Source organism: Leifsonia sp. PS1209, from assembly GCF_012317045.1.
In the GTDB taxonomy this organism is placed as follows: Bacteria; Actinomycetota; Actinomycetes; order Actinomycetales; family Microbacteriaceae; genus Leifsonia.
This window is the reverse complement of sequence record NZ_CP051154.1, coordinates 1,060,741-1,079,657: the sequence shown is the minus strand read 5'-3', so window position 1 is coordinate 1,079,657 and position 18,917 is coordinate 1,060,741. Positions and strand designations below refer to the sequence as shown.

Sequence of the window (18,917 nt, the reverse complement as noted above, 5' to 3'; positions counted from 1 at the left end):
ATGCTGCGCCGCAATCGGTTCGGGTTCATCCCCCTGGCTGCCGCCGCGATTCTGACGATCGTCGGCATCGTCCTCAATCTCAGCGACCACTCCGGCGCGAACCGTGGAGGGCCGTTCCTCAATCTCGGCGGCATCATCGCCGTCGCCACGCTCGCCGTCGTGCTCATCGTGAACGCGCTGCGGGGTCCGTCGGAGTAGCCGACCTCACCCGCTGACCGGGATGCGCCCCACCAGCACCGTCGCATCCAGGCCGGGGCAGGTCGCCGCGAGCTTCGCCCGCAGCGTCTCGTCCCTCGTGCGGATCGTCACGCCGCCGTCCCACGCCTTCACCGCCGAGCAGACGTCTTTCAGCGAGCGGACGTCCAGGTAGTACGAATACGGGCGGATCGGGTCGGTGCCGCTGGTCGCCGATGCTCCGAGGAGCCAGAGGTTGGCGAAGCCGTCGGCCTTCCAGTCGTAATAGCCGACGAGCATGTTCTTGGCGTCGGTCGGGTCGTCGAGGGCGAACATCGCCGGGAGCACGTCGTCTCCGGAGGCGACACCCTCCCCCGCGAGGATGTCGCCGTACGGCACCAGTGCGCCGAGCGTCGGCGGTTTGGGCAGCACACTGGCCGCGATCGCGACGACGGCGATGAGCACGCCCGCCGTCGCCGCCACCCGGGGCCATACGGCGAGGTCGACCCGCGAGAGCCGGTCGAGCGCGAGGCCGATCACCACCACCAGCAGCAGGATGCCGCCGAACCAGACGAGTTTCGCCGGGTAGTAGCCCCACCAGTACGCGTCGGCCTGCACCTGCGTCCCGAGGTAGGCGTACAGCCCGGCGAGCGCGGCGGACACCGTGACGACGCCGGTGAGGTCGGCGCGTCCTCCCGCCGTGTGGGCGGTGACCGCGGTGATCGCCACCGCCAGGCCGATCAGGATGAACAGCAGCGCAGGTGTCACCGGTGCCATCGAGCCGCCCTGGGCCAGCTCGCCCTGGTCGCGGCGCAGGTCGCGCAGGGAGACCAGCACGGCATACACCAGCAGCTGGGCGCCCGCGACGGCGAGGATCGTCCAGGACAGCCACCCGAACGACCGGGGGCGGCGCAGGATGAGCCGGATGGCGGCCACCGCGGCGAGCGCGAGCGGCACGATGGCGAGGAACGCCCAGAGCGCCAGCAGCGCTGTCGTCATCGCCAGCAGCAGCGCGACGGCCACCACAGGAGCCCGTGGTGCTGCCCGCCAGGCGAGCCAGCTGCCGAGCAGGCAGGCGACCGTCGGCATTACGTTGTAGAAGCCGAACTCGAACGAGAAGCCTGCCACGAACCAGGATGCGATCAGCGCAGACCCGAGCACGGCCCCGATCGCACGGAACACCGGATGCTCCGGCCGCACCAGCTGCGCGACCACCAGGCCGGCGAGCAGGCTCGTGATGACCGTCGCGAGCGCGAACACCCCGGCCATCGCGGCGATGTCGTGGTGGAACAGCTCGGTCGTCTTCGCCCCGGCCCGGCCCGGCGCCATGCCGGCCGCGAGCAGGATGGCGGTCATCGGCGACGAGTTCGGGTGCAGCGACGGGTTCAGGCCGCGGTCGTCGAGCAGGAAGCGGGCGGACACCAGGTTCCAGACGGCGTCGCTGCGCATCGCCCAGGAGAGCGCGTTGCCGTCGCGCAGGGCGGGCAGGATCGCGAAGACCGTCCCGACCATCGCTGGCACGACGGCCGCGGGGAGGACGCCCCACCAGACGGCTCTGCCCGGCAGGCGCATCCGGTCGCCGCTCAGCGCGACGAGCACCAGCCCGGCCAGCGCGATCACGACCAGGACGAGCAGGTTGCCGGTGAAGACGCCGAGCCCGATCCTGTGGAAGATCCGGATGCCGTACGCCTCGACCGCGAGCGGGACGGCGATGGCGGAGACCACGCCGAGGCTCCAGCCGGCGAACGCGGCGACGCCCGTGGCCAGGCAGAGGGCGGCGGCAGCGGCGAGCACCCACACGGTCCAGCCGGCCCCGACGACGACCAGCCCGGCCGCGACGAAGACGAGCAGCACACCGGCCACCCACCAGCGGGACGCGGGGCGACGGGTGATATCGTCCACTGTGTTCCTCTCCGATGGAACCCGGTTGTTCGAGAACCGAACCTACCTCACCACCGGGCCATCGGCCATCCGGACGACGACAGGACGGTGCATGACCCAGCACGACGGGGACATCCGCCCCGCTCGCCGCCCGCTGACCGTGTTCGGCATCGCCTTCGGGCTGCTGTTCCTCCTGATGGCGAGCTTCTCGATCGCCACCCCTCCCGGCGCGAGCCCGGACGAGCCTGCGCACGCCATCCGCGCCAACGCCGCAGCGCACGGCGAGCTCTGGGGGCCGGAGTCGAAGACCATCCCCGGCACCATCGACCAGACCGTCTCCACCTACTTCGCGAAGCTCGAGTCGCACATGCCGTGCTTCAAGAGGAACGTGGCCGTCACGGCCTCCTGCGTCACCCCCATCCAGAACCCGGATGCGCCGACCACCGGCCACACGTCGACCACCGTGAACACGCCCGTCTTCTACGTGCTCGTCGGCTGGCCGACCGCGTTCCTCGACGGTGCGAAGGGGCTGTACGCGATGCGGCTCGTGAACGCGCTGCTCTGCTCCGCCCTGCTCGCGCTCGCCTTCACGGCGCTGCAGAGCCTCCCCCGCTCCCGCTGGGCGCTCGGCGGCCTCGCGGTGGGCGTCACCCCGATGGTGCTGTTCCTCTCCGGGACGCTCAACCCGAACGGCATCGAGGTCGCGGCCTCCGCCGCGGCGTTCGCGCTGCTGCTGCTGACCTTCGGAACGCCGGCGGCCGGGCGGTGGCTTGTGCTGCGCATCCTGGGCATCGTGGTGGTCAGCCTGCTGCTGGTGAACACCAGGAGCATCGCGATGCTGTGGCTGGCGCTCGCGTTCGTGATCGCGCTGCTGCTCGGCAGGCGGGACGTGCTGCGCACGGTGTTCCGGTCGTGGCTGACCTGGGTGGGCATCGTCCTGATCGGCGCCGTCGCCGTGGCGGCGACCCTGTTCTACCTGCGGCCGCGGTCGCTGACGCCCGGGTACGCGCCCGTGGGAGCCGGCAGCAGCTGGTGGCAGGGATTCTCCAACACCATCGACAACACGTTCAGCTTCATGGTCGGCTGGATCGCCCAGTTCGGCTGGCTGGAGATCCCGGCGCCTGCGCTCTCCGTGGCCGTGTGGGCGAGCATCGGCGGGATGGTGATCCTGCTCGGCGCGACTCTCGGCCCCCGCCCCGTGAAGATCGGCGCGCTCCTGCTGGGCCTCGCCATCGTGTTCGTGCCGCCGTTCTCGCAGGCGGCGGTCATCCACGACGCCGGATACATCTGGCAGGGCAGGTACACCATCGCACCCGCCGTGCTCCTCGCGATCCTCGCCGGGATCGGGCTCGACCGCGCTCTGCCGGCCGCCGACAGGCGGCTCACCGCCGTGATGCGCGTGTCCGTCGTGCTGCTCGGCATCGGCCAGCTCGCCGCGTTCCTGTGGATGCTCCGCCGGTACGTCACCGGGCTGCAGCCGAACCTCACCTGGATCGACATGATCAGGGCGCCGCAGTGGCAGCCGCCGGGCGGATGGCCGACCGTCGCCGTCGTGTTCGCCGTCGCGACCGGGCTGTCCGTCTGGTTCCTGATCAGGGCGCTCAGCAGGACGTGCGAGAATATCGAACCGACAGCCGAGCTCCCGACCGGCCGGTCGCACCAGCTCTGACGCCCACACCGATCTAGTACGTTGACTTCCATGCCCTTCGATCTCTCCCAGACGCTGATCGTGATGCCCGCCTTCAACGAGGAGGCATCCGTCGCAGCCGTCGTCGCCGAGGTCTACGCCAAACTTCCCGGCGTCACCTGCCTCGTCGTCGACGACGGCTCGACCGACGACACGGCGCGCATCGCCAAGGAGGCGGGGGCCCTGGTCGCATCCATGCCGTTCAACATGGGGGTCGGCGGAGCACTACGCCTCGGCTACCAGTTCGCGAGGGACAACGGCTTCTCCGTCGCCGTGCAGATCGACGCGGACGGTCAGCACGACCCTGGCAACGTGCCGTCCCTGATCGCTGCCCTCGACGGCGCAGACCTGGTGATCGGCGCCCGCTTCTCCGGCGAAGGCGACTACGAGGTCCGTGGTCCGCGCCGCTGGGCCATGAACGTGCTCTCGACCGTCCTCAGCCGCGTCGTCCGGACGCGCCTCAACGACACCACCAGCGGCTTCAAGGCCGCCGGTCCGCGCGCCATCGCCCTGTTCGCGCACTCCTTTCCCGCCGAATACCTCGGAGACACCATCGAGGCGCTGGTGATCGCCGCCCGCGGCGGTCTGCGCGTCGCCCAGGTGCCGACCTCGATGCGTCCCCGCGCAGGCGGCCAGCCGTCGCACAACCCGCTCAAGGCGGCCGTCTACCTGGCCCGCGCCTTCATCGCCCTCCTCGTCGCGCTCATGCGCCCCCGCACCGCCATCAAGGAAACGGCAACGGCCTGACCATGTCGATCACCAGTTACATCTTCGGAATCCTCGCCGCCCTCCTCACCCTCGCTGTGGTGATCGAGATGCTGCGCCGCGGCCGGATGCGCGAACGCCACGCGATCTGGTGGCTCATCGCCGGTGTGCTCGCGCTGATCATCGGCGTCTTCCCGACCATCCTGGACTGGGCGGCCGGACTGATCGGCGTCGGGGCTCCGGTGAACCTGGTGTTCTTCGTGAGCATCGCCGTGCTGTTCCTGGTCTGCATCCAGCACAGCTCCGAACTGACCACCCTCGAGAGCAAGACCCGCACCCTCGCAGAGCGCAGCGCCCTGCACGAGCTGCGGATCGCCGAGCTGGAGCAGCGCATCGCCGCACTCAGCGACGAAAAGGAGTAGCGCAGGGTGAGCACCACCGCCAGCATGCCGACCGCCGGCCCATCCACCCTCCCCGGCGACCGGCCCAGGGTCTGGCGCGCCTTCCTGGTGGTCTGGGTGCTGCTCTCCGCCCTCTGCGCGAGCTGGGCGATCGCCACCCCGATCGGTGCATCCCCGGACGAGCCTGCGCACATCGTCAAGGCGGCGAGCGTCGCGCGCGGCCAGTTCATCGGAACGCCGTCGAAGGACGGCCACCGGGTCACCGTCCCCGCGTACGTGGCGCGCACCCAGCTGGACACCTGCTTCGCCTTCCACCAGGAGCGTCCGGCCGAGTGCGGGCTCGCCCCACTCACCGACCCCGGAGCCCTCACCACCTCGTACACCACCGCCGGGCTCTACAACCCGGTGTACTACCTGCTGGTCGGCTGGCCGACGCTGCTCCTGCACGACACCTCCGGCATCTACGCGATGCGCATCGTCAGCGGCATCGTCACCTCGCTGTTCGCTGCGCTCGCGTTCTCGATCCTGTGGGGGATGCGGCGCCGCGCCATCCCGCTGCTCGGCTTCGCCGTCGCTGTGACCCCGATGCTGCTCTTCCTCGGCGGCTCGGTGAACCCGAACGGCATCGAGGCCACGGCCACCCTCGCCGTCTTCGTCGGCATCATCGCGGCCGTGCTCGACCCTGACCGCTCCCGGCTGCTGTCGCGCGCGATGATCGTGCTGGCCGGTGGAGCGGTCGCGGTCAACACCCGCGGGCTCTCACCGCTGTGGGTGCTGCTGGCCATCCTCATCCCGTTCGTGCTCGTCCCGTGGCGGCAGGTCGTCGCGCTGCTCCGGCGACCGCCCGTGATCGCCGCGGCGGCGGGCGTCGTGCTCGCGACCATCGCCGCCCTGGCCTGGACCGTCGGGACCAACTCGCTCTACAACGCCGTCGAGAACCCGGACCAGACGCCGCAGAGTTTCCTCGGCGTCGGAACCAACCCGCTGAGCGGCTTCTTCATCACCCTCGTGCGCACCACTGAGTACAGCCACGGCCTGATCGGCATCTTCGGCTGGCTCGACACGCCGGCCCCTCCCGAGGTGTTCTTCATCTGGTCGGCCCTCGTCGGCATCCTGCTCGCCGCCGCCCTCGTGCTCCTCCGCTCCCGGATGCTCGTCTTCGCCTGGGTGCTGTTCGGCGCCTTCATCCTGCTCCCGCCCATCGTGCAGGCCGCGTACATCACCGGAGGCGGCATCATCTGGCAGGGCAGATACAACATGCCGCTGTTCCTCTGCCTGCTGGTGGGACTCTCGGTCGTGCTCGGCCGGCGCATCCGGGTGGAACGGGCCCCCGCGATCTGGCGGCGGTTCGGTTGGCTCGTGGTGATCGTGCTGGCGTTCGGGCAGGTCTACGCCTTCGAGAACACGCTGCGGCGATACTCGGTGACCCCGATCGGCTCGCTCAAGCAGTTCCTGTTCGGCACGCCGGCCTGGGCGCCGCCCGGCGGGAACCTGCTGGGGCTCCTGGTGCTCACGGCGGTGGTCGTGGTGGCCGGCTGGCTGGTGCTGCGGTCCATCGACCGGGTGGCCCGTGTGGATGCGCGCCTCGCCCCGACGGAGGAGCCTGCCGCGGTCTGACCGTCCGGTCCGATACCTTTGCCTCATGGGAAACCCACAGGCGGGAAGCGGCACGGTCGCGCCCGCCGCCGCTCAGGCACCGAGACGCCGCTCCATCCCGCTGAAGCCGTTCTTCGTCGCGTGGGCCGTGCTCTTCGCGCTCACGACCGCCTGGGTGTTCGCCACCCCGCCGTCCGCCTCCCCGGATGAGCCGGCCCACATCGTGCGCGCCGCGAGCGTCGTGCGCGGCGAGCTCGTCGGGACGCCGTCCCCTGCCGGCCACATCGTCACGGTGCCGCGCTACATCGCCGAATCGCACGCCGTCACCTGTTTCGCGTTCAACCCGACCGTCACGGCGAACTGCGCGTACACGCCGAGCGCCGACCCGTGGGAGAGCGTCGAAGCCCCCACCACCGCCGGGCTGTACAACCCGCTCTACTACGCCGTCGTCGGGCTCCCGTCCCTGGTCTTCCACGATGCGTCGGGGATCTACGCCATGCGCATCCTGAGCGGCCTGCTGACCACGCTGTTCGCCGCCCTCGCGTTCGCCATCGTGGCCACGATGCGCAACCGCAGGCTGCCGCTGCTGGCGTTCGCCGTTGCGGTGACGCCGATGCTGCTGTTCCTCGGCGGCTCGGTGAACCCGAGCGCCCTGGAGGCGACGGCGACCCTCGCCGTCTTCTGCGGGATGCTCGCGATCACGCTCTCCCCCGACGCCTCCCGGCTCACCGGCCGGGCCGTCGTGGTGATGGCCGGGGCCGTCGTCGCGGTCAACGCGCGCGGGCTCTCACCGCTGTGGGTGGCGCTCGCGCTCGTGGTGCCTCTGCTGCTGCTCGCCGACCGGGATGCGCTGGTCGCGCTCCTCAAACGACGCGCCGTCATCGTGCTCATCGCCGTCGTCGCCGCCGGCACCATCGCCGCTGGGCTCTGGACCGTCGGCACCAACTCGCTCGCCAACGCCATCGAGCATCCGGATCAGGCGCTCTCCTTCCCGGGCATCGGCGCGTCGCCACTCGTCGGCTTCCAGAAGGTGTTCATCGGGACCGTCGGATACAGCCAGGGCCTCGTCGGCCTGTTCGGCTGGCTCGACACCCCTGCGCCGGATGTGGTGCTCTACCTCTGGGGGCTCGCCATCGGGGCCATCGTGGTCGGCGCCGTCGTCGTGCTGCGACGTCGCCGCCTGTTGGTCGCGTGGCTGCTCGTCGCCGCCTTCCTGCTCTGCCCCGCGCTGGTGCAGGCCGCGTACATCCACGGCGGAGGGATGATCTGGCAGGGCAGGTACAACCTGCCGCTGTTCCTCTGCCTCATCGTCGGGCTCGCCGCGCTGCTCGGCGACACGGCGTTCGTGCGCGCGCCATACGCCTGGCGGCGCATCGCGGTGATCGTGGCCGTCGGCGCCGCCGGGGCGCAGTTCTGGGCCTTCGAGTCGACGCTCCGCCGCTACGCGGTCGGCTCCAACGGCTCGATGCGCACCTACCTGTTCGGGCAGTCCGCGTGGACGCCTCCGGGCGGCACTTGGCTGTGGCTGGCCCTGTTCGCCGTGCTGCTCGTGCTGGCGGCGGCGCTGCTGCTGCACGTCTCCGCGTGGTCGCGCTCCGAGGAGGACGACGTCGAGCCGGTGGATGCTGTACCTGTGAATGCCGTGCAACCTACGGAAGAGACCGCACCCGCCGCCGGCCTCACGCCGGCTGGAACAGGTCTCTGACCACATCCATCCAGCCCTGGCTCGCCAGGCGAGGGTACGCCCCGCCCGCCGCGAGCCGGAGCACGGGCACGAACCGTTTCACCCTGTTCGCCGGAAGCTCGGCCCGCGTCGTCTCGAACGCCGCCTTCTCCTCGGCGAGCGCCACCTTCGACGAGTCGACGTCGACCGCACCGCGCAGGCTGTCCGCCAGGATGCGCGAGCGCGCGGCGAGCATCCGGTTGCGGTCACCGCGGGCGCCGAGCACGCGGCGGATCTTGTGGCCGATGGTCGGATCGCCCGCCCCGATCTGGTTGGCGGCGTGCCGCCGGTAGCGCGTCAGCGGCTCCTCGCTCAGGTCGAGCCTGTCGCGTGCTGCGGCCTGGATGGCCAGCCACTCGTCGTGCACCCACTCGGCGGGGAACGGCGCGCACGCCGCCACCAGGTCGCGGTGCACCATCGCCGTGGCGCCCGTGGCGATGTTGCGGCGCACGAACACCGAGAACGCGCGTCCGGAGTGCACGGCCTGCCTGTCCTCCTCCGACACTTCGAGCACTCCGAAGATCGTGCCGCCCGTCGGGGCTCCGTCGTCGTCGATCAGCTGCGCATCGGTGTGCAGGAAGCCGAGTCCCGGCCGCGCGTCGAACATCGCGACCAGCTTCTCCAACTTCCGCGGCTCCCACTCGTCGTCCTGGTCGCACAGGGCGATCAGCTCGCCGGTGGATGCGCGCAGCGCCTGCTCGAAGTTCGCGGTCACCCCGAGCGGCGTCTCGTTGCGCAGCAGCACCACCTCTGGGTTCCAGCCCGTCGCCGCCTCGTGCGCCCGCAGCTCCTCCTCGACCATCGCGATGGTCGCGTCCGTCGAGCCGTCGTCGGAGACGACCAGCTGCGTCGGAGGCACCGTCTGGGCGAGCACGCTCGCCAGCTGCCTGCGGATGTATGTCGCGCCGTTGAACGTGCAGAGCGCGACGGAGACCGGACGGGTCACGGTCAGCGTCTCCCCAGCCTGCTCCGCACCTTCTTGACGACGACGGCCGGCCCGCCGTTCTTCATGTAGTGGAAGAACAGGCCGACATCGTGTCGCACGCCGTGCTTCTTGCGCCTGGTCGTCGCCTTGCGCGGCGCTCCGCCCGTCCCGACGACACCCTTCGCGACCAGGTCGGCCGCGTGCCGGGGGTCGGAGACGAAGTCGACGAGCGGCGCGAGCACCACGCTCCAGAAGTAGCGCTTGCGCACCCGCTGGATGTTGCGCTTGGCCGCCGCGATGAACTTCTCGTCGTATAGCACGGTCTCGAGGGCGGCGGTCAGCGCATCCACGTCTCCGGACGGGACCACGACGCCGAGCTTCTCCTCCTCGACCAGCTGCGCGAAGTGGTCGCCGGCGGTGACGACCATCGGCAACCCTGCCCACAGGTAGTCCAGGATGCGCGTGCGGAACGAGAACGTCGTCTCGACGTGCGAGAAGTGGGTGCTGACGCCCGCGTCGGCCTCGGTGAGGTAGTTCTGCCTGTCGGCGTAGTCGACCCACGAGCTGTTGAAGAACACCGAGGTGTCGAGCGCGCCGAGCTCGCTGGCGAGGGCACGGGACTCCGCGACGATCGCCATCTCCGGCACGCCGGGATGCGGGTGCTTCGTGCCCTGGAAGAACAGGCGGACGTCGTCGTGCGTCTCCGACAGCTTCGCGACGGCGGTGATGAGCGACTTCGGGTCGAACCAGTTGTAGAGGCCGCCGCTCCACAGCAGGAGCTTGTCGTCGGCGCCGATCCCGGGGAGGACGCCCTTGAGCACATCCCGTTCGTGCACCGGCGCCGTCTCGGACAGGCCGAAGGGAACGACGTCGATGAGGTGGTCGAGGTCGGGATCGTCGGCGTAGTTGGCCGGGTTGATCCGGCCGAGCGCGGCGAGCTGGCCCAGGTAGAAGTGCCGCTGGCGCTCGGAGGCGCAGAGGAAGAAGTCCCCGCGTTCGAGCTGCTCGTTGAGCACGTCCGTCGCGTCGCCGACCTGCTTGTCCCACTGCTCGCGGCCGAGTTCCTTGCCCTGTTCGAGCTGCTCGAGGTGCATCGGATCGTAGACGTCGGCGACGATGATCTTGTCCGTCTTGCGCAGGCTGTCGAACAGCGCCATCGCGAGGCCCTGGAAGACGATCACGTCGCTCTCGCGCTCCAGCTTGCGCATGGAACGGTCGTCGCCCGGCCGGATGTGCACGATGTCGAACGGCGCGGACACCGGCTCGACGCCGGACAGCGACACGAGGGTCACCAGGTTGTCCTTCGCGAGCGCCTCCGCCATGCTCCACGCCCGGATCGCCGGGCCCGCCATCTTGACGCCGATCGGGTCGCCGGTGATGACCAGCACGCGGGTCACATCCGGTGTCTCGGTGACCGGGAACGCCGTGACCAGCTTGTCGTAGCCCTCGAGGTAGTGCTCCGCCGTGTACGACGGGGCGTCGGTCTCGCCGAACAGCGACCAGATGCGGCTGTCCGAGACGACCCTGCTGCGCTGGATCTGCTCGCGCGACTCCACCAGCGACGGCAGGTGCTCGACGAACTGGTCGATCGCGTAGACGGCGGCGACGGTCTCCTTCGAGATCTCCATCGTCGGGTCGTTGGACGCGCCCTTCCGCAGGTCGAACGAGGTCGAGTCGAGCCCGCCCTTCGCCACACCGCGGCGGACGGTCAGCGCGAGGGTCGCGGGAAGCGCGTTGGCGAGCGCCTCGTCTCCGAGGTTCTTGTACTGCGTGAACAGCGCGTTCCGTTCGAGGAGGTACGTCTCCTTGAACGCGCCGAACGACGACATGGATGCGTGGTGCTTGTGATACGCCAGCGATGCGGGCTCGTAGACGTAGCGGTGGCCGAGCAGGTTGAGCCGCCAGCCCAGGTCCACGTCTTCGAAGAACATGAAGTACCGCTCGTCGAACCCGCCGAGCTGGTCGTACACCGACCGGCGGACGAACATCGCGGATCCCGTGCCGAACAGCACGTCGCGCGGCACATCCGGGGTGTTCGGCACCGGCTGGGCGGTGAGCGGCTTGTACCCCTGGCCGAACCAGGTCATCGCCGACCCGATGAAGTCGACGTTCTGGCCCTCCCAGTCGAGCACGCGACTGGCGACAGCGCCGACCGACGGGCTCGACTCGAACCGCTCGACGGCGGCACGAACCCAGGCCGCATCCGGCTTGGCGTCGTTGTTGAGGAAGGCGACGTACTCGCCGCTCGCCTCCTTCACGCCCAGGTTGCAGCCACCGGCGAACCCGAGGTTCGTCTTCGACTCGATGAGCAGCACGTGCGGCGCCGCCGACCGGATGCGCGCGGCGCTGTCATCGCCTGAGGCGTTCTCGACCACCACGATCTCGAGACAGTCGGCCGGCCAGTCCAGGCGGCCGAGGTGTTCGATGGCGGTGAGCGTGTCGTCGGTTCCCCTGAAGTTGACCAGGACGACCGAGACGACTCCGTGACGCGTTGCAGGCATACGGTCCTTTCGCATGGGCGTGTGCGCCCGCCAGCTTACCAAGGCGTGCTCTGGCGGCCGCGTCGTCCGCCCCTCCCAGCGACCGATTGCTAAGCTGGCGCAGTTCGCCGCCCACGAGCGTAAGGCCTCACATCAGCATGGAAACCGAGTCGATAGCCCCCGAGGGGCGACGCGGCTTCTTCGCGCGCGTGTTCTCGCGGAGCGCCATCGCGCCCGCCGTGCTCATCATCGCGTCGCTGCTCGTCGGCATCGTGCAGGTGCCGGGCCACCGCGGCGTCTCCCCGGTCGACGAGTACGTCTACATCGACTACTTCGCCAAGATGGGGCACCAGCTCACCGTGAACCGCGGAGAGCCGACCGGCACGTACGCCCGCCAGCAGCTGGGCTGCCGCGGGCTGCGGCTGCTCGCCCCGAGCCCGGATGCGCGCTGCGACCTCTCCAACGCGAAGAACGCCGAGCTGTTCCCGTTCCACGGCGCGACCTCTGCGTACATCTACACCCCGCTGTACTTCGGCATCACGCGCATCCTGGCCGAGCCGCTGGTGTTTCTCGGCGTCGACCTGGTGGATGCCGGACGGTTCGTCGGCGCGCTCTGGCTGGCCGCCGCCGCCCTGTTCCTCTATCTGGCGCTGCGGCGGCTGAAGGTGCATCCGGTGGCCGCGACCGGTGTCGGGCTGCTGATGATCGGCTCGCTGCCCGCGTACTGGTCGAACACGTACATCAGCACGGATGCGACCGCGCTGTTCGCCGGCGGCCTGATGCTGTACCTCGCCACCCTCGCGGACAGTCGACGTGGATACGTGTGGTTCGCCGCCGGCGCCGCGTTCGTCACCCTGCTGAAGGTGCAGAACCTCGCCGCCGTCGCCGCTGCCGTGTTCTTCCTGATCATCCGCGCCGGCATCGACGCGTACCGCACCCGCACATCCCGGGCAGGCTGGATCAGCCGCACGTTCGCCGACGGCCGGACCATCACGGGCATCGTCTCGGTGGTCGTCTCGATGGTCCTGCAGCTGGCCTGGACCGTCTACAGCTCGGTCTCCGCGGTCGGCCCTGCGCCCGACATGGGCAAGGTGCGACCGCTCGGGATCACGTCGCTGATCCTGCAGTCCGGCCTCTTCATCGACGGATCGGCCCGCGGTGTCGGCGACACGACCACCTTCCTCAAGGGGCCCGGCCTCATCTCGAACTACGCGGTCGCCTGGGTCACCATCGCCGGCGTGATCGGCCTGCTGATGGTCGCGCGCTGGGGCGGCCGCCGTGCCGCCGTCGCGTGGGCGACGTTCGCCGCCGCCGTCATCTCGGCCCCGCTGCTGTCGATCGTGACGTATGCCGCCCTCGGCACATACCCCGATCCGCCGCCCGCGCGCTACGGCATCTCGCTCATCCCGTTCTTCCTCGCCTGCGCCGCCCTGCTGCTGGCGAAGCGTCCCGTTCCGCGCTGGATCATGGCGGGCGTCGGCGGCGTCGTCTTCATCGCCTCCCTCTTCATCCCGCAGGGCTGAACGGGGATGCGGTTTCCACTGAGACTGTTCGCCGCCGTCTTCTGCACCCTGTTCGTGCTGCTCACCGCGTGGTCGCTCGCGACGCCGATCTACGCCGTGCCGGACGAGGCGTCGCACACCGTGCGTGCCACGACGGCCGTGCGCGGGCAAATCGTGGGCGACGGCAAGTACTTCGACGCGCCCGCCTACCTCTACATCCCCGGCGCGGGCGGCTGCTTCGCCGGGCAGCCGAGTGTCACGCCCGCGTGCGTCGGCAGCTCGGACGCCGCACCGGGAGAGACGCGCCGCTCGATCAGCACGGCGTACACCAACAGCCCCGTCTACTACCTCGTGGTCGGCCTGCCGTCGCTGGTGTTCTCCGGCGAGGCGGCCATCCACGCCATGCGCATCTTCTCCGGGGCGGTCGTCGCAGCCCTGCTCGCGGTGCTCGCCGCGCTCGTCCGCACCTGGCCCGGAGCGCGCTGGTCGCTGCTGCTCCCGGTGGGCGCGCTCACCCCGATGGTGTTCTTCCTCGGCGGCGCGATCAACCCGAACGCCGTCGAAGCCGCTTCCGCCGGTGCCCTGCTGGTGTCGCTGCTGACCATTGCCAGGCACCGGCCGACCGGGTGGATGCTCTGGCTGTCCGGCGTGACCGCCGTGGTCTCCGCGGCACTCGTCACCGGCGGCCGCAGCCTCGGGATGCTGTGGCTCCTCCTCATCGCCGTCTCCGTCGTGCTCGCCATGCGGAAGGCGGACTGGGAGTATCTGCTGCGCCGCGCATCCACCTGGGTCGTGCTCGCGCTGCTGGCTGTCGTGGGAGCCGGGCAGTTGTTCTGGTTCACGCGGCCGGAGAACCAGGTGAAGGCGCAGCTGGAGCCGACGCCCGGCAGCCTGTTCACCGTGGCGCAGACGATGGTGGAGAACACGTTCTCGTACTGGAAGCAAATGATCGGGCTGTTCGGCACCGTGGATGTGTGGGCCCCGGATGCGGTGATCGTGATCTGGTTCGGCGTGCTCTCGCTGATCGTGCTGGTCCCCGTGGTGCTCGGGCGCGGACGCGAACGGTGGATCGCACTCGGTTTCGTCGGCGCGCTGCTCGTCATCCCGGTCGTCATCCAGGTGGCGCTCTGGCGTCAGGTCGGCGACGTCTGGCAGGGACGGTACATGCTCGCGATCGTGCTGGTCCTGGCGATCTGGGGCGGCATGGCGCTCGACAGGGCGGAGGTCGGCGTCGGCTCGCGCAACACGGTCGCCGCGCTCCGCGCCGCCGCCGTGGTGCTCGCCGTCGGCCAGCTCGCCGCGTTCACGTTCACGCTCCGCCGCTACGCCGCGGGCTCCACCTCGTGGACCGCCGCCTTCTTCAGCCCCACCTGGCAGCCCCCGGGCGGCATCGTCCCGCTGACGCTCGCCGTCGTCCTCGCGCTCACCTTCTTCACGGTCGCCACCTTCCGCACCCTCCCCCACCTCCTGAAAATCGAGCCGGGAGTTGTGCACGCGACACGCCGGTAGCGGCCGTACATAAGTCCCGGCTCGATGGCTTGGGGACGCGAGGGTCGCGTCGGGGCCGGGGTCAGGGCCGGGTCAAGGGGCGATGGTGCGAGGCGCCGTGGAGGGGATGGCCTCGGCCTCCGGGTCGCAGAGGTAGTCGTAGAGGTGGTCGAGGGCGGCGTCCCAGTCGGAGTGGGCGGCGTCGATGGTGGCGACGCCCGCCGCCTGGATGGCGCGACGCTTCTGCGCATCCAGCACCAGCTCGTCGATCCCGGCGACCACGTCGTCGTAGGTCATCATCGTGGTGCGCGCGTTCTCGTCGGGGTGGAACAGCCAGCGGAACCAGTCGGAGTCCGGGGCGACCATCGCCACCCCGCTCGCCATCAGTTCGAGCGGCAGGTAGGACGGGTGCCGCGAGATCTGCATGGTGACGCCGATGTCCGTCTCGCGGTACAGACGGCCGGTGGCGCGGTAGTCGAGCAGGCCGAGGTCGATGAAGTCGGCGCTCGGCGGAAGGTACTTGGCGCCGGCCGCGATGATCCGCACGTGGTCGCCGTGCCTGCGCTTGATCTCGCTGAGCGCGGCGAACACCAGCTCCCAGCAGTTGCGGAAGTGGTCGCGGGCGTAGGCGAAGATCGTCACCGGCTCGTCGTCGCCGCGCTCCCTGCGGCCGATGGGATGGTAGATGCCCCTGTCGACCGCCGGGGTGAAGTACGTGGCGGTACCGCCGTATCCCCCGGCGTAGATGTCGTGCATGCTCTCGGTGTTGCAGATGCCGTAGAGGCCGAGCTTGTACGTCTGCTCGGTCATCGCGAACATCGTGCTCGCCGGATAGAACGACGGCTCGTAGTCCTGGATGAGGTAGAACTTGCGGGGTGTGCCCGGCGTCTTGGCCACATCCACCGCCGTCAGCCAGAACGTCGCGATGGCGACATCGGCGGGAGGGACCTCGGCGATGCCGGCGTCGTCCCCGTAGTAGTGGCCGACCTCCGACCCGGCCAGACCGGGGAAGGCGGCGACGATGGCCGACTCGTAGAACTCGTTGTTCGGGTGGCCGTTGATCAGGAACCGGTTGACCACGCCGTGCTCGCGCGCGAGCTTGTCCGCGATGCGGAACGTGGTGTTGACCCCGCCGAAGAACGGCATGTCGAAACCGGGCAGCAGCCAGTTGATCGTGCGCACTTCGCGGCGTCCGGTCGTGGAGGCGTGCGACTCGACGACGGCGGCGACCTCCTCCGCGGAGATGGTCGCCAGCGACATGAGCGCCGTCGCGTCCTCCGAGATGGTCGACTTCTGCGCGTCGGAGCGGTACTCGCGGCCCAGGCCGGCCATCGCCAGCTGCAGGGGCGACGGGTCGTCCGCCGCGGCGAACCGCGGCACCTCGGTGAGGCGGCACACGTTCGGCGAGATGTACGGGTCGCCCGCCGCGAGCCACGGGTGGTAGCGCCAGTAGCTCGCGAACGAGTCAGCCCGCGGGGCGTGAGCGCCCCGGGTCAGCGACTCGAAATGCCGAACGGCGTCGAAGGGGATGACGACGTTGCGCCTGCCCCGGATGATCTGGTCCAGCCCGAGCACCACGTCGCTGCCGGTCAGCTGGAAGCGCTCGTCGAACCCGCCGACCTCGTCGAACAGCTCGCGGCGGATCGCGACGCAGGCCGCCGTGACGGCGAGCGTGTTCCTGTACCAGCGCACAGGGCCGAGCAGGCTGTCGTCGTCCGGGCTCATCCCGGCGAACAGGTTCGCAGCGAACCCGCCAGGGCCGATCATCACGCCGCCGTGCTGCACGAGGCCGTCGTCGTTCCTGTGCTGGTAGCCGACCGTGCCGACGCCCTCGCGGTGCAGCATCCCGACCAGCTCGCGCAGCCAGTCCGGGTCGACGATCTCGGTGTCGTCGTTGAGGAACACCAGCACGTCGCCGTCGGTGGCCGCCGCGGTGACGGTGTTCACGCGGGAGTAGTTGAACGGCTCCTCGTCCCACCAGACGTGGCGGATGGGGAGACCGGCGTCGAGCGCCGCATACCAGGCCTCGTGCTCCTCGGTCTCTCCCCCGTTGTCCACGACCGTGACGTCGAAGGAGGGGTAGTCGGTGCCGGCGAGGCTGGGCAGCAGCCGGTCCAGGTTGGCGGTGGAGTGCTTCGTCGGGATGACGATGGACACGCTCGGCCAGGTCTCCAGCTCGAACGCGACGCGCACGATCCCGTTGCTCACCTGGGCGGTGGCCGCCTCGCCGCGCTCGCGCAGGGAGCGCTGCACCATCGCGGCGTCCTGCTCCGTCGCATCCCGGATCGGGGCGGCGGGCGTCGACAACAGGATGTGCGGGATGAGGCCGACGACAGCATCCGACAGCTCGGTGCCGAGCAGAAGCTTCCAGATGCCGTGGGAGTCGAGGGTGGCGCGTTCGTCGGCGGCGGCCGCTGCGGTGCGGATGGCGAAGGCCCTGCCGAGGTAGTTGACGCCGAGCATGATCTCCGGCGACCAGGCGGGGCGGAACCGCGGTGCGATGCGCTCGCCCGTGCTCGTGACCTGGTCGGTGTCGAAGGCGATCACCCGGCGCACAGGGTCGACCCTGTGCTCCTTCGCCACCTGCTCCAGCGCCGCCGGATCGAGCACGGAGCCGGCGGTGAGGAACATCGCGAACTGCTCCTCCGCCCCGGAGAGCACCTCGGCCAGCGGGGTTCCGGTCACGGCGACGACCGTTCTGGCCGTGACCGAGCGCTGCGCTGCGACGCTCGCGACGGTGGCGGCGACGGCGTCGCGCTCCCGATCGTCCGGATGCGCGGACGACTCGACCACCACCACGAACGTCGCCTCCTGATGGTCGCTGGGCAGCGGTTCGAGGGCGGGCTGCTCTGCCCGCCATTCGGCGTAGTCGGTGAGCCCCGGCCCCTCGTGGACCTGCTCGGGCTCCTGCGTGTGCAAGGTGTCGCGGAAGCTGCGGGCCGCGCCACGGGTTGCGCGGAGAACTCGACGGGGGGCTGACTCGGGCGGAAGCATCGATCGGAACGCGCGTCGGGCACTGTCCTTCCAGGGGTTCATCCGGGCAAGTCTAGCGGCGGAGTGGTTGTCGCCGGTCATCTAGACTGTGCGGCGAGGAGGCAGCGAGTGAAGTTGGCGATGACCATGATGGTGCGCGACGAAGTCGACATCGTCGGTGCGATGCTCGATCACCACCTCCGGCAGGGCGTCGACGTGATCATCGTGACCGACAACGGCTCCGTCGACGGCACGTACGAGCTGCTGCAGGGCTATGCGGAGCGCGGCGTCGTCGACCTGCGCAGCGATCCCGTGCACCAGAAGCAGCAGGGCGTCACCGTCACCCGGATGGCGCGCGAGGCGAAGACCGTGCACGGCGCAGACTGGGTCATCAACGCGGACGCCGACGAGTTCTGGCTGCCTGCCCGCCCCGGCATCACGCTGAAAGAGGCGTTCGAGAACATCCCGGTGAGCATCCAGGCGTTCGACGTGCCCGTGCACGACATGATCGGGCCGGCGGCCATCGCCGGTTCCGGCCTGCAGCGGCTCGCCTACCGCGACCTGCGGTCGGTGGATGCGCTGCACCGCGTCGGCCTCAAGGCGCACGCCACCCACGACGCCGCCCACATCGGAGACGCGGAGGTCGAGGTGGTGCAGGGCAACCACTTCGTCAGCCTGGAGAACCGCGGCCCTGTGCCGGAGGGCTTCGAGGTCGAGGTGCTGCACTTCCCCTGGCGCTCCTGGGAGCAGTACAGCAGGAAGGTGCGCAACGCCGGCAGCGCGTACGAGAACTCGCCGGACCTCACCCCCAGCCCCAACCACCACGGGATGCGCGACTACCGCCGCCTGCTCGACGGCGTCCTCTTCCCCCTCTATCTCTGCCGCCACCCGGACGACGCAGAGCTGGCCGAGGGGATCGCCTCCGGAGAGTACGTGCTCGACCGCAGGATCGCGGACACCGTCCCCTCCCCCGTCGCCGACGTCCCGGTCGACGAGGAATCCGTCTCCGAGGCGCGCGCGATCGGCCTCGCCATCGCAGACCTCGACAGGCGCGTCGCCGCCGCGGACGCCCAGGCGACAGGCCTGGAGCGTGAGGTCGACGAGCTGAAGGCGGAGAACCAGGGTCTGCGAGAGTTCATAGACCGCCTCACCTCCCGCCGCATCGTGCGGATGGCGGACGGCGCCGCCAGACTGCTGGGCCGCGGCCGGCGCTGAGCGACGAGGGAGCCGAGACCGGGCGCGTCCTGGTCACACCGATCTCCCCGATTGCAGTGGTAGCCTGCCGACGGCTTTTCGTGCTGGGCGTGCCCGACGCGGGCGAGAAGCACGTCAGCAGACGCCAGAATGCCCTGGCGCACCCACACGTGCAAGCAGGAGACTCT

Annotated in this window: 13 protein-coding genes; 9 read left to right on the top strand and 4 right to left on the bottom strand. The window is 70.1% G+C overall.

Going from position 1 to position 18,917, the window contains the following annotated elements; genetic code table 11:
• Window positions 1-198, top strand: coding sequence for a hypothetical protein (locus HF024_RS05175; protein ID WP_168688881.1), 198 nt, complete (start codon window positions 1-3; stop codon window positions 196-198).
• A 6-nt stretch (window positions 199-204) separates the two neighbouring features.
• Here HF024_RS05175 and HF024_RS05170 read toward each other — a convergent pair whose 3' ends face one another.
• Window positions 205-2,076 (bottom strand): hypothetical protein, encoded by a 1,872-nt coding sequence (locus HF024_RS05170; RefSeq protein WP_168688880.1) that lies wholly within the window; start codon window positions 2,074-2,076, stop codon window positions 205-207.
• Between the two features lie 91 nt (window positions 2,077-2,167).
• On the opposite strand from HF024_RS05170, the gene HF024_RS05165 reads away from it, so the two are divergent.
• The 5 genes from HF024_RS05165 to HF024_RS05145 are packed head-to-tail and all read left to right on the top strand — an operon-like array spanning window position 2,168 to window position 8,149.
• Complete coding sequence (locus HF024_RS05165) at window positions 2,168-3,724, top strand: DUF2142 domain-containing protein (RefSeq protein WP_168688879.1); 1,557 nt, start codon at window positions 2,168-2,170, stop codon at window positions 3,722-3,724.
• A gap of 30 nt (window positions 3,725-3,754) precedes the next feature.
• Window positions 3,755-4,489, top strand: a complete 735-nt coding sequence (locus HF024_RS05160) for a glycosyltransferase family 2 protein (RefSeq protein WP_168688878.1) — start codon at window positions 3,755-3,757, stop codon at window positions 4,487-4,489.
• A 2-nt stretch (window positions 4,490-4,491) separates the two neighbouring features.
• A complete protein-coding gene (locus HF024_RS05155; protein ID WP_085369123.1) occupies window positions 4,492-4,869 on the top strand; it encodes a DUF2304 domain-containing protein in 378 nt (125 codons plus the stop codon).
• 6 nt (window positions 4,870-4,875) lie between these two features.
• Entirely contained in the window at window positions 4,876-6,465 is a 1,590-nt protein-coding gene (locus HF024_RS05150) for a DUF2142 domain-containing protein (RefSeq protein WP_168688877.1), read from the top strand.
• A 25-nt stretch (window positions 6,466-6,490) separates the two neighbouring features.
• Entirely contained in the window at window positions 6,491-8,149 is a 1,659-nt protein-coding gene (locus tag HF024_RS05145) for a DUF2142 domain-containing protein (protein ID WP_168688876.1), read from the top strand.
• Here HF024_RS05145 and HF024_RS05140 read toward each other — a convergent pair.
• Together HF024_RS05140 and HF024_RS05135 are read right to left on the bottom strand one after the other, a co-directional pair.
• Entirely contained in the window at window positions 8,124-9,113 is a 990-nt protein-coding gene (locus tag HF024_RS05140) for a glycosyltransferase family 2 protein (RefSeq protein WP_168688875.1), read from the bottom strand. The genes HF024_RS05145 and HF024_RS05140 overlap by 26 nt on opposite strands.
• Window positions 9,114-9,115: 2 nt before the next feature.
• A complete protein-coding gene (locus HF024_RS05135) occupies window positions 9,116-11,593 on the bottom strand; it encodes a glycosyltransferase (RefSeq protein WP_168688874.1) in 2,478 nt (825 codons plus the stop codon).
• 137 nt (window positions 11,594-11,730) lie between these two features.
• Between HF024_RS05135 and HF024_RS05130 the strand changes: the two genes are divergently transcribed.
• Both HF024_RS05130 and HF024_RS05125 read left to right on the top strand, forming a co-directional pair.
• The gene (locus HF024_RS05130) at window positions 11,731-13,095 is read left to right on the top strand and encodes a hypothetical protein (protein ID WP_168688873.1); all 1,365 of its coding nucleotides are present in this window, start codon (window positions 11,731-11,733) and stop codon (window positions 13,093-13,095) included.
• A gap of 6 nt (window positions 13,096-13,101) precedes the next feature.
• On the top strand, window positions 13,102-14,583 hold the full coding sequence (locus HF024_RS05125) for a DUF2142 domain-containing protein (RefSeq protein WP_168688872.1): 1,482 nt from the start codon (window positions 13,102-13,104) through the stop codon (window positions 14,581-14,583).
• 72 nt (window positions 14,584-14,655) lie between these two features.
• Here the strand turns inward: HF024_RS05125 and HF024_RS05120 are convergent, their stop codons facing one another.
• Window positions 14,656-17,481 carry a glycosyltransferase gene (locus HF024_RS05120; protein ID WP_168688871.1) on the bottom strand — a complete coding sequence of 942 codons (2,826 nt, stop codon included), beginning with the start codon at window positions 17,479-17,481 and terminating at the stop codon, window positions 14,656-14,658.
• Between the two features lie 183 nt (window positions 17,482-17,664).
• Here HF024_RS05120 and HF024_RS05115 point away from each other — a divergent pair, with 183 nt between their 5' ends.
• A complete protein-coding gene (locus tag HF024_RS05115; RefSeq protein ID WP_247597310.1) occupies window positions 17,665-18,750 on the top strand; it encodes a glycosyltransferase family 2 protein in 1,086 nt (361 codons plus the stop codon).
• The last annotated feature ends 167 nt before the right edge of the window (window positions 18,751-18,917 follow it).

What these genes read in the sequence shown, in the direction of transcription:
- HF024_RS05175 (WP_168688881.1), top strand. Translation starts at nt 1, where the DNA reads ATGCTGCGCCGCAATCGGTTCGGGTTCATCCCCCTGGCTGCCGCCGCG.
- HF024_RS05165 (WP_168688879.1), top strand. Translation starts at nt 2,168, where the DNA reads ATGACCCAGCACGACGGGGACATCCGCCCCGCTCGCCGCCCGCTGACC.
- HF024_RS05160 (WP_168688878.1), top strand. Translation starts at nt 3,755, where the DNA reads ATGCCCTTCGATCTCTCCCAGACGCTGATCGTGATGCCCGCCTTCAAC.
- HF024_RS05155 (WP_085369123.1), top strand. Translation starts at nt 4,492, where the DNA reads ATGTCGATCACCAGTTACATCTTCGGAATCCTCGCCGCCCTCCTCACC.
- HF024_RS05145 (WP_168688876.1), top strand. Translation starts at nt 6,491, where the DNA reads ATGGGAAACCCACAGGCGGGAAGCGGCACGGTCGCGCCCGCCGCCGCT.
- HF024_RS05135 (WP_168688874.1), bottom strand. Translation starts at nt 11,593, where the DNA reads ATGCCTGCAACGCGTCACGGAGTCGTCTCGGTCGTCCTGGTCAACTTC.
- HF024_RS05130 (WP_168688873.1), top strand. Translation starts at nt 11,731, where the DNA reads ATGGAAACCGAGTCGATAGCCCCCGAGGGGCGACGCGGCTTCTTCGCG.
- HF024_RS05125 (WP_168688872.1), top strand. Translation starts at nt 13,102, where the DNA reads ATGCGGTTTCCACTGAGACTGTTCGCCGCCGTCTTCTGCACCCTGTTC.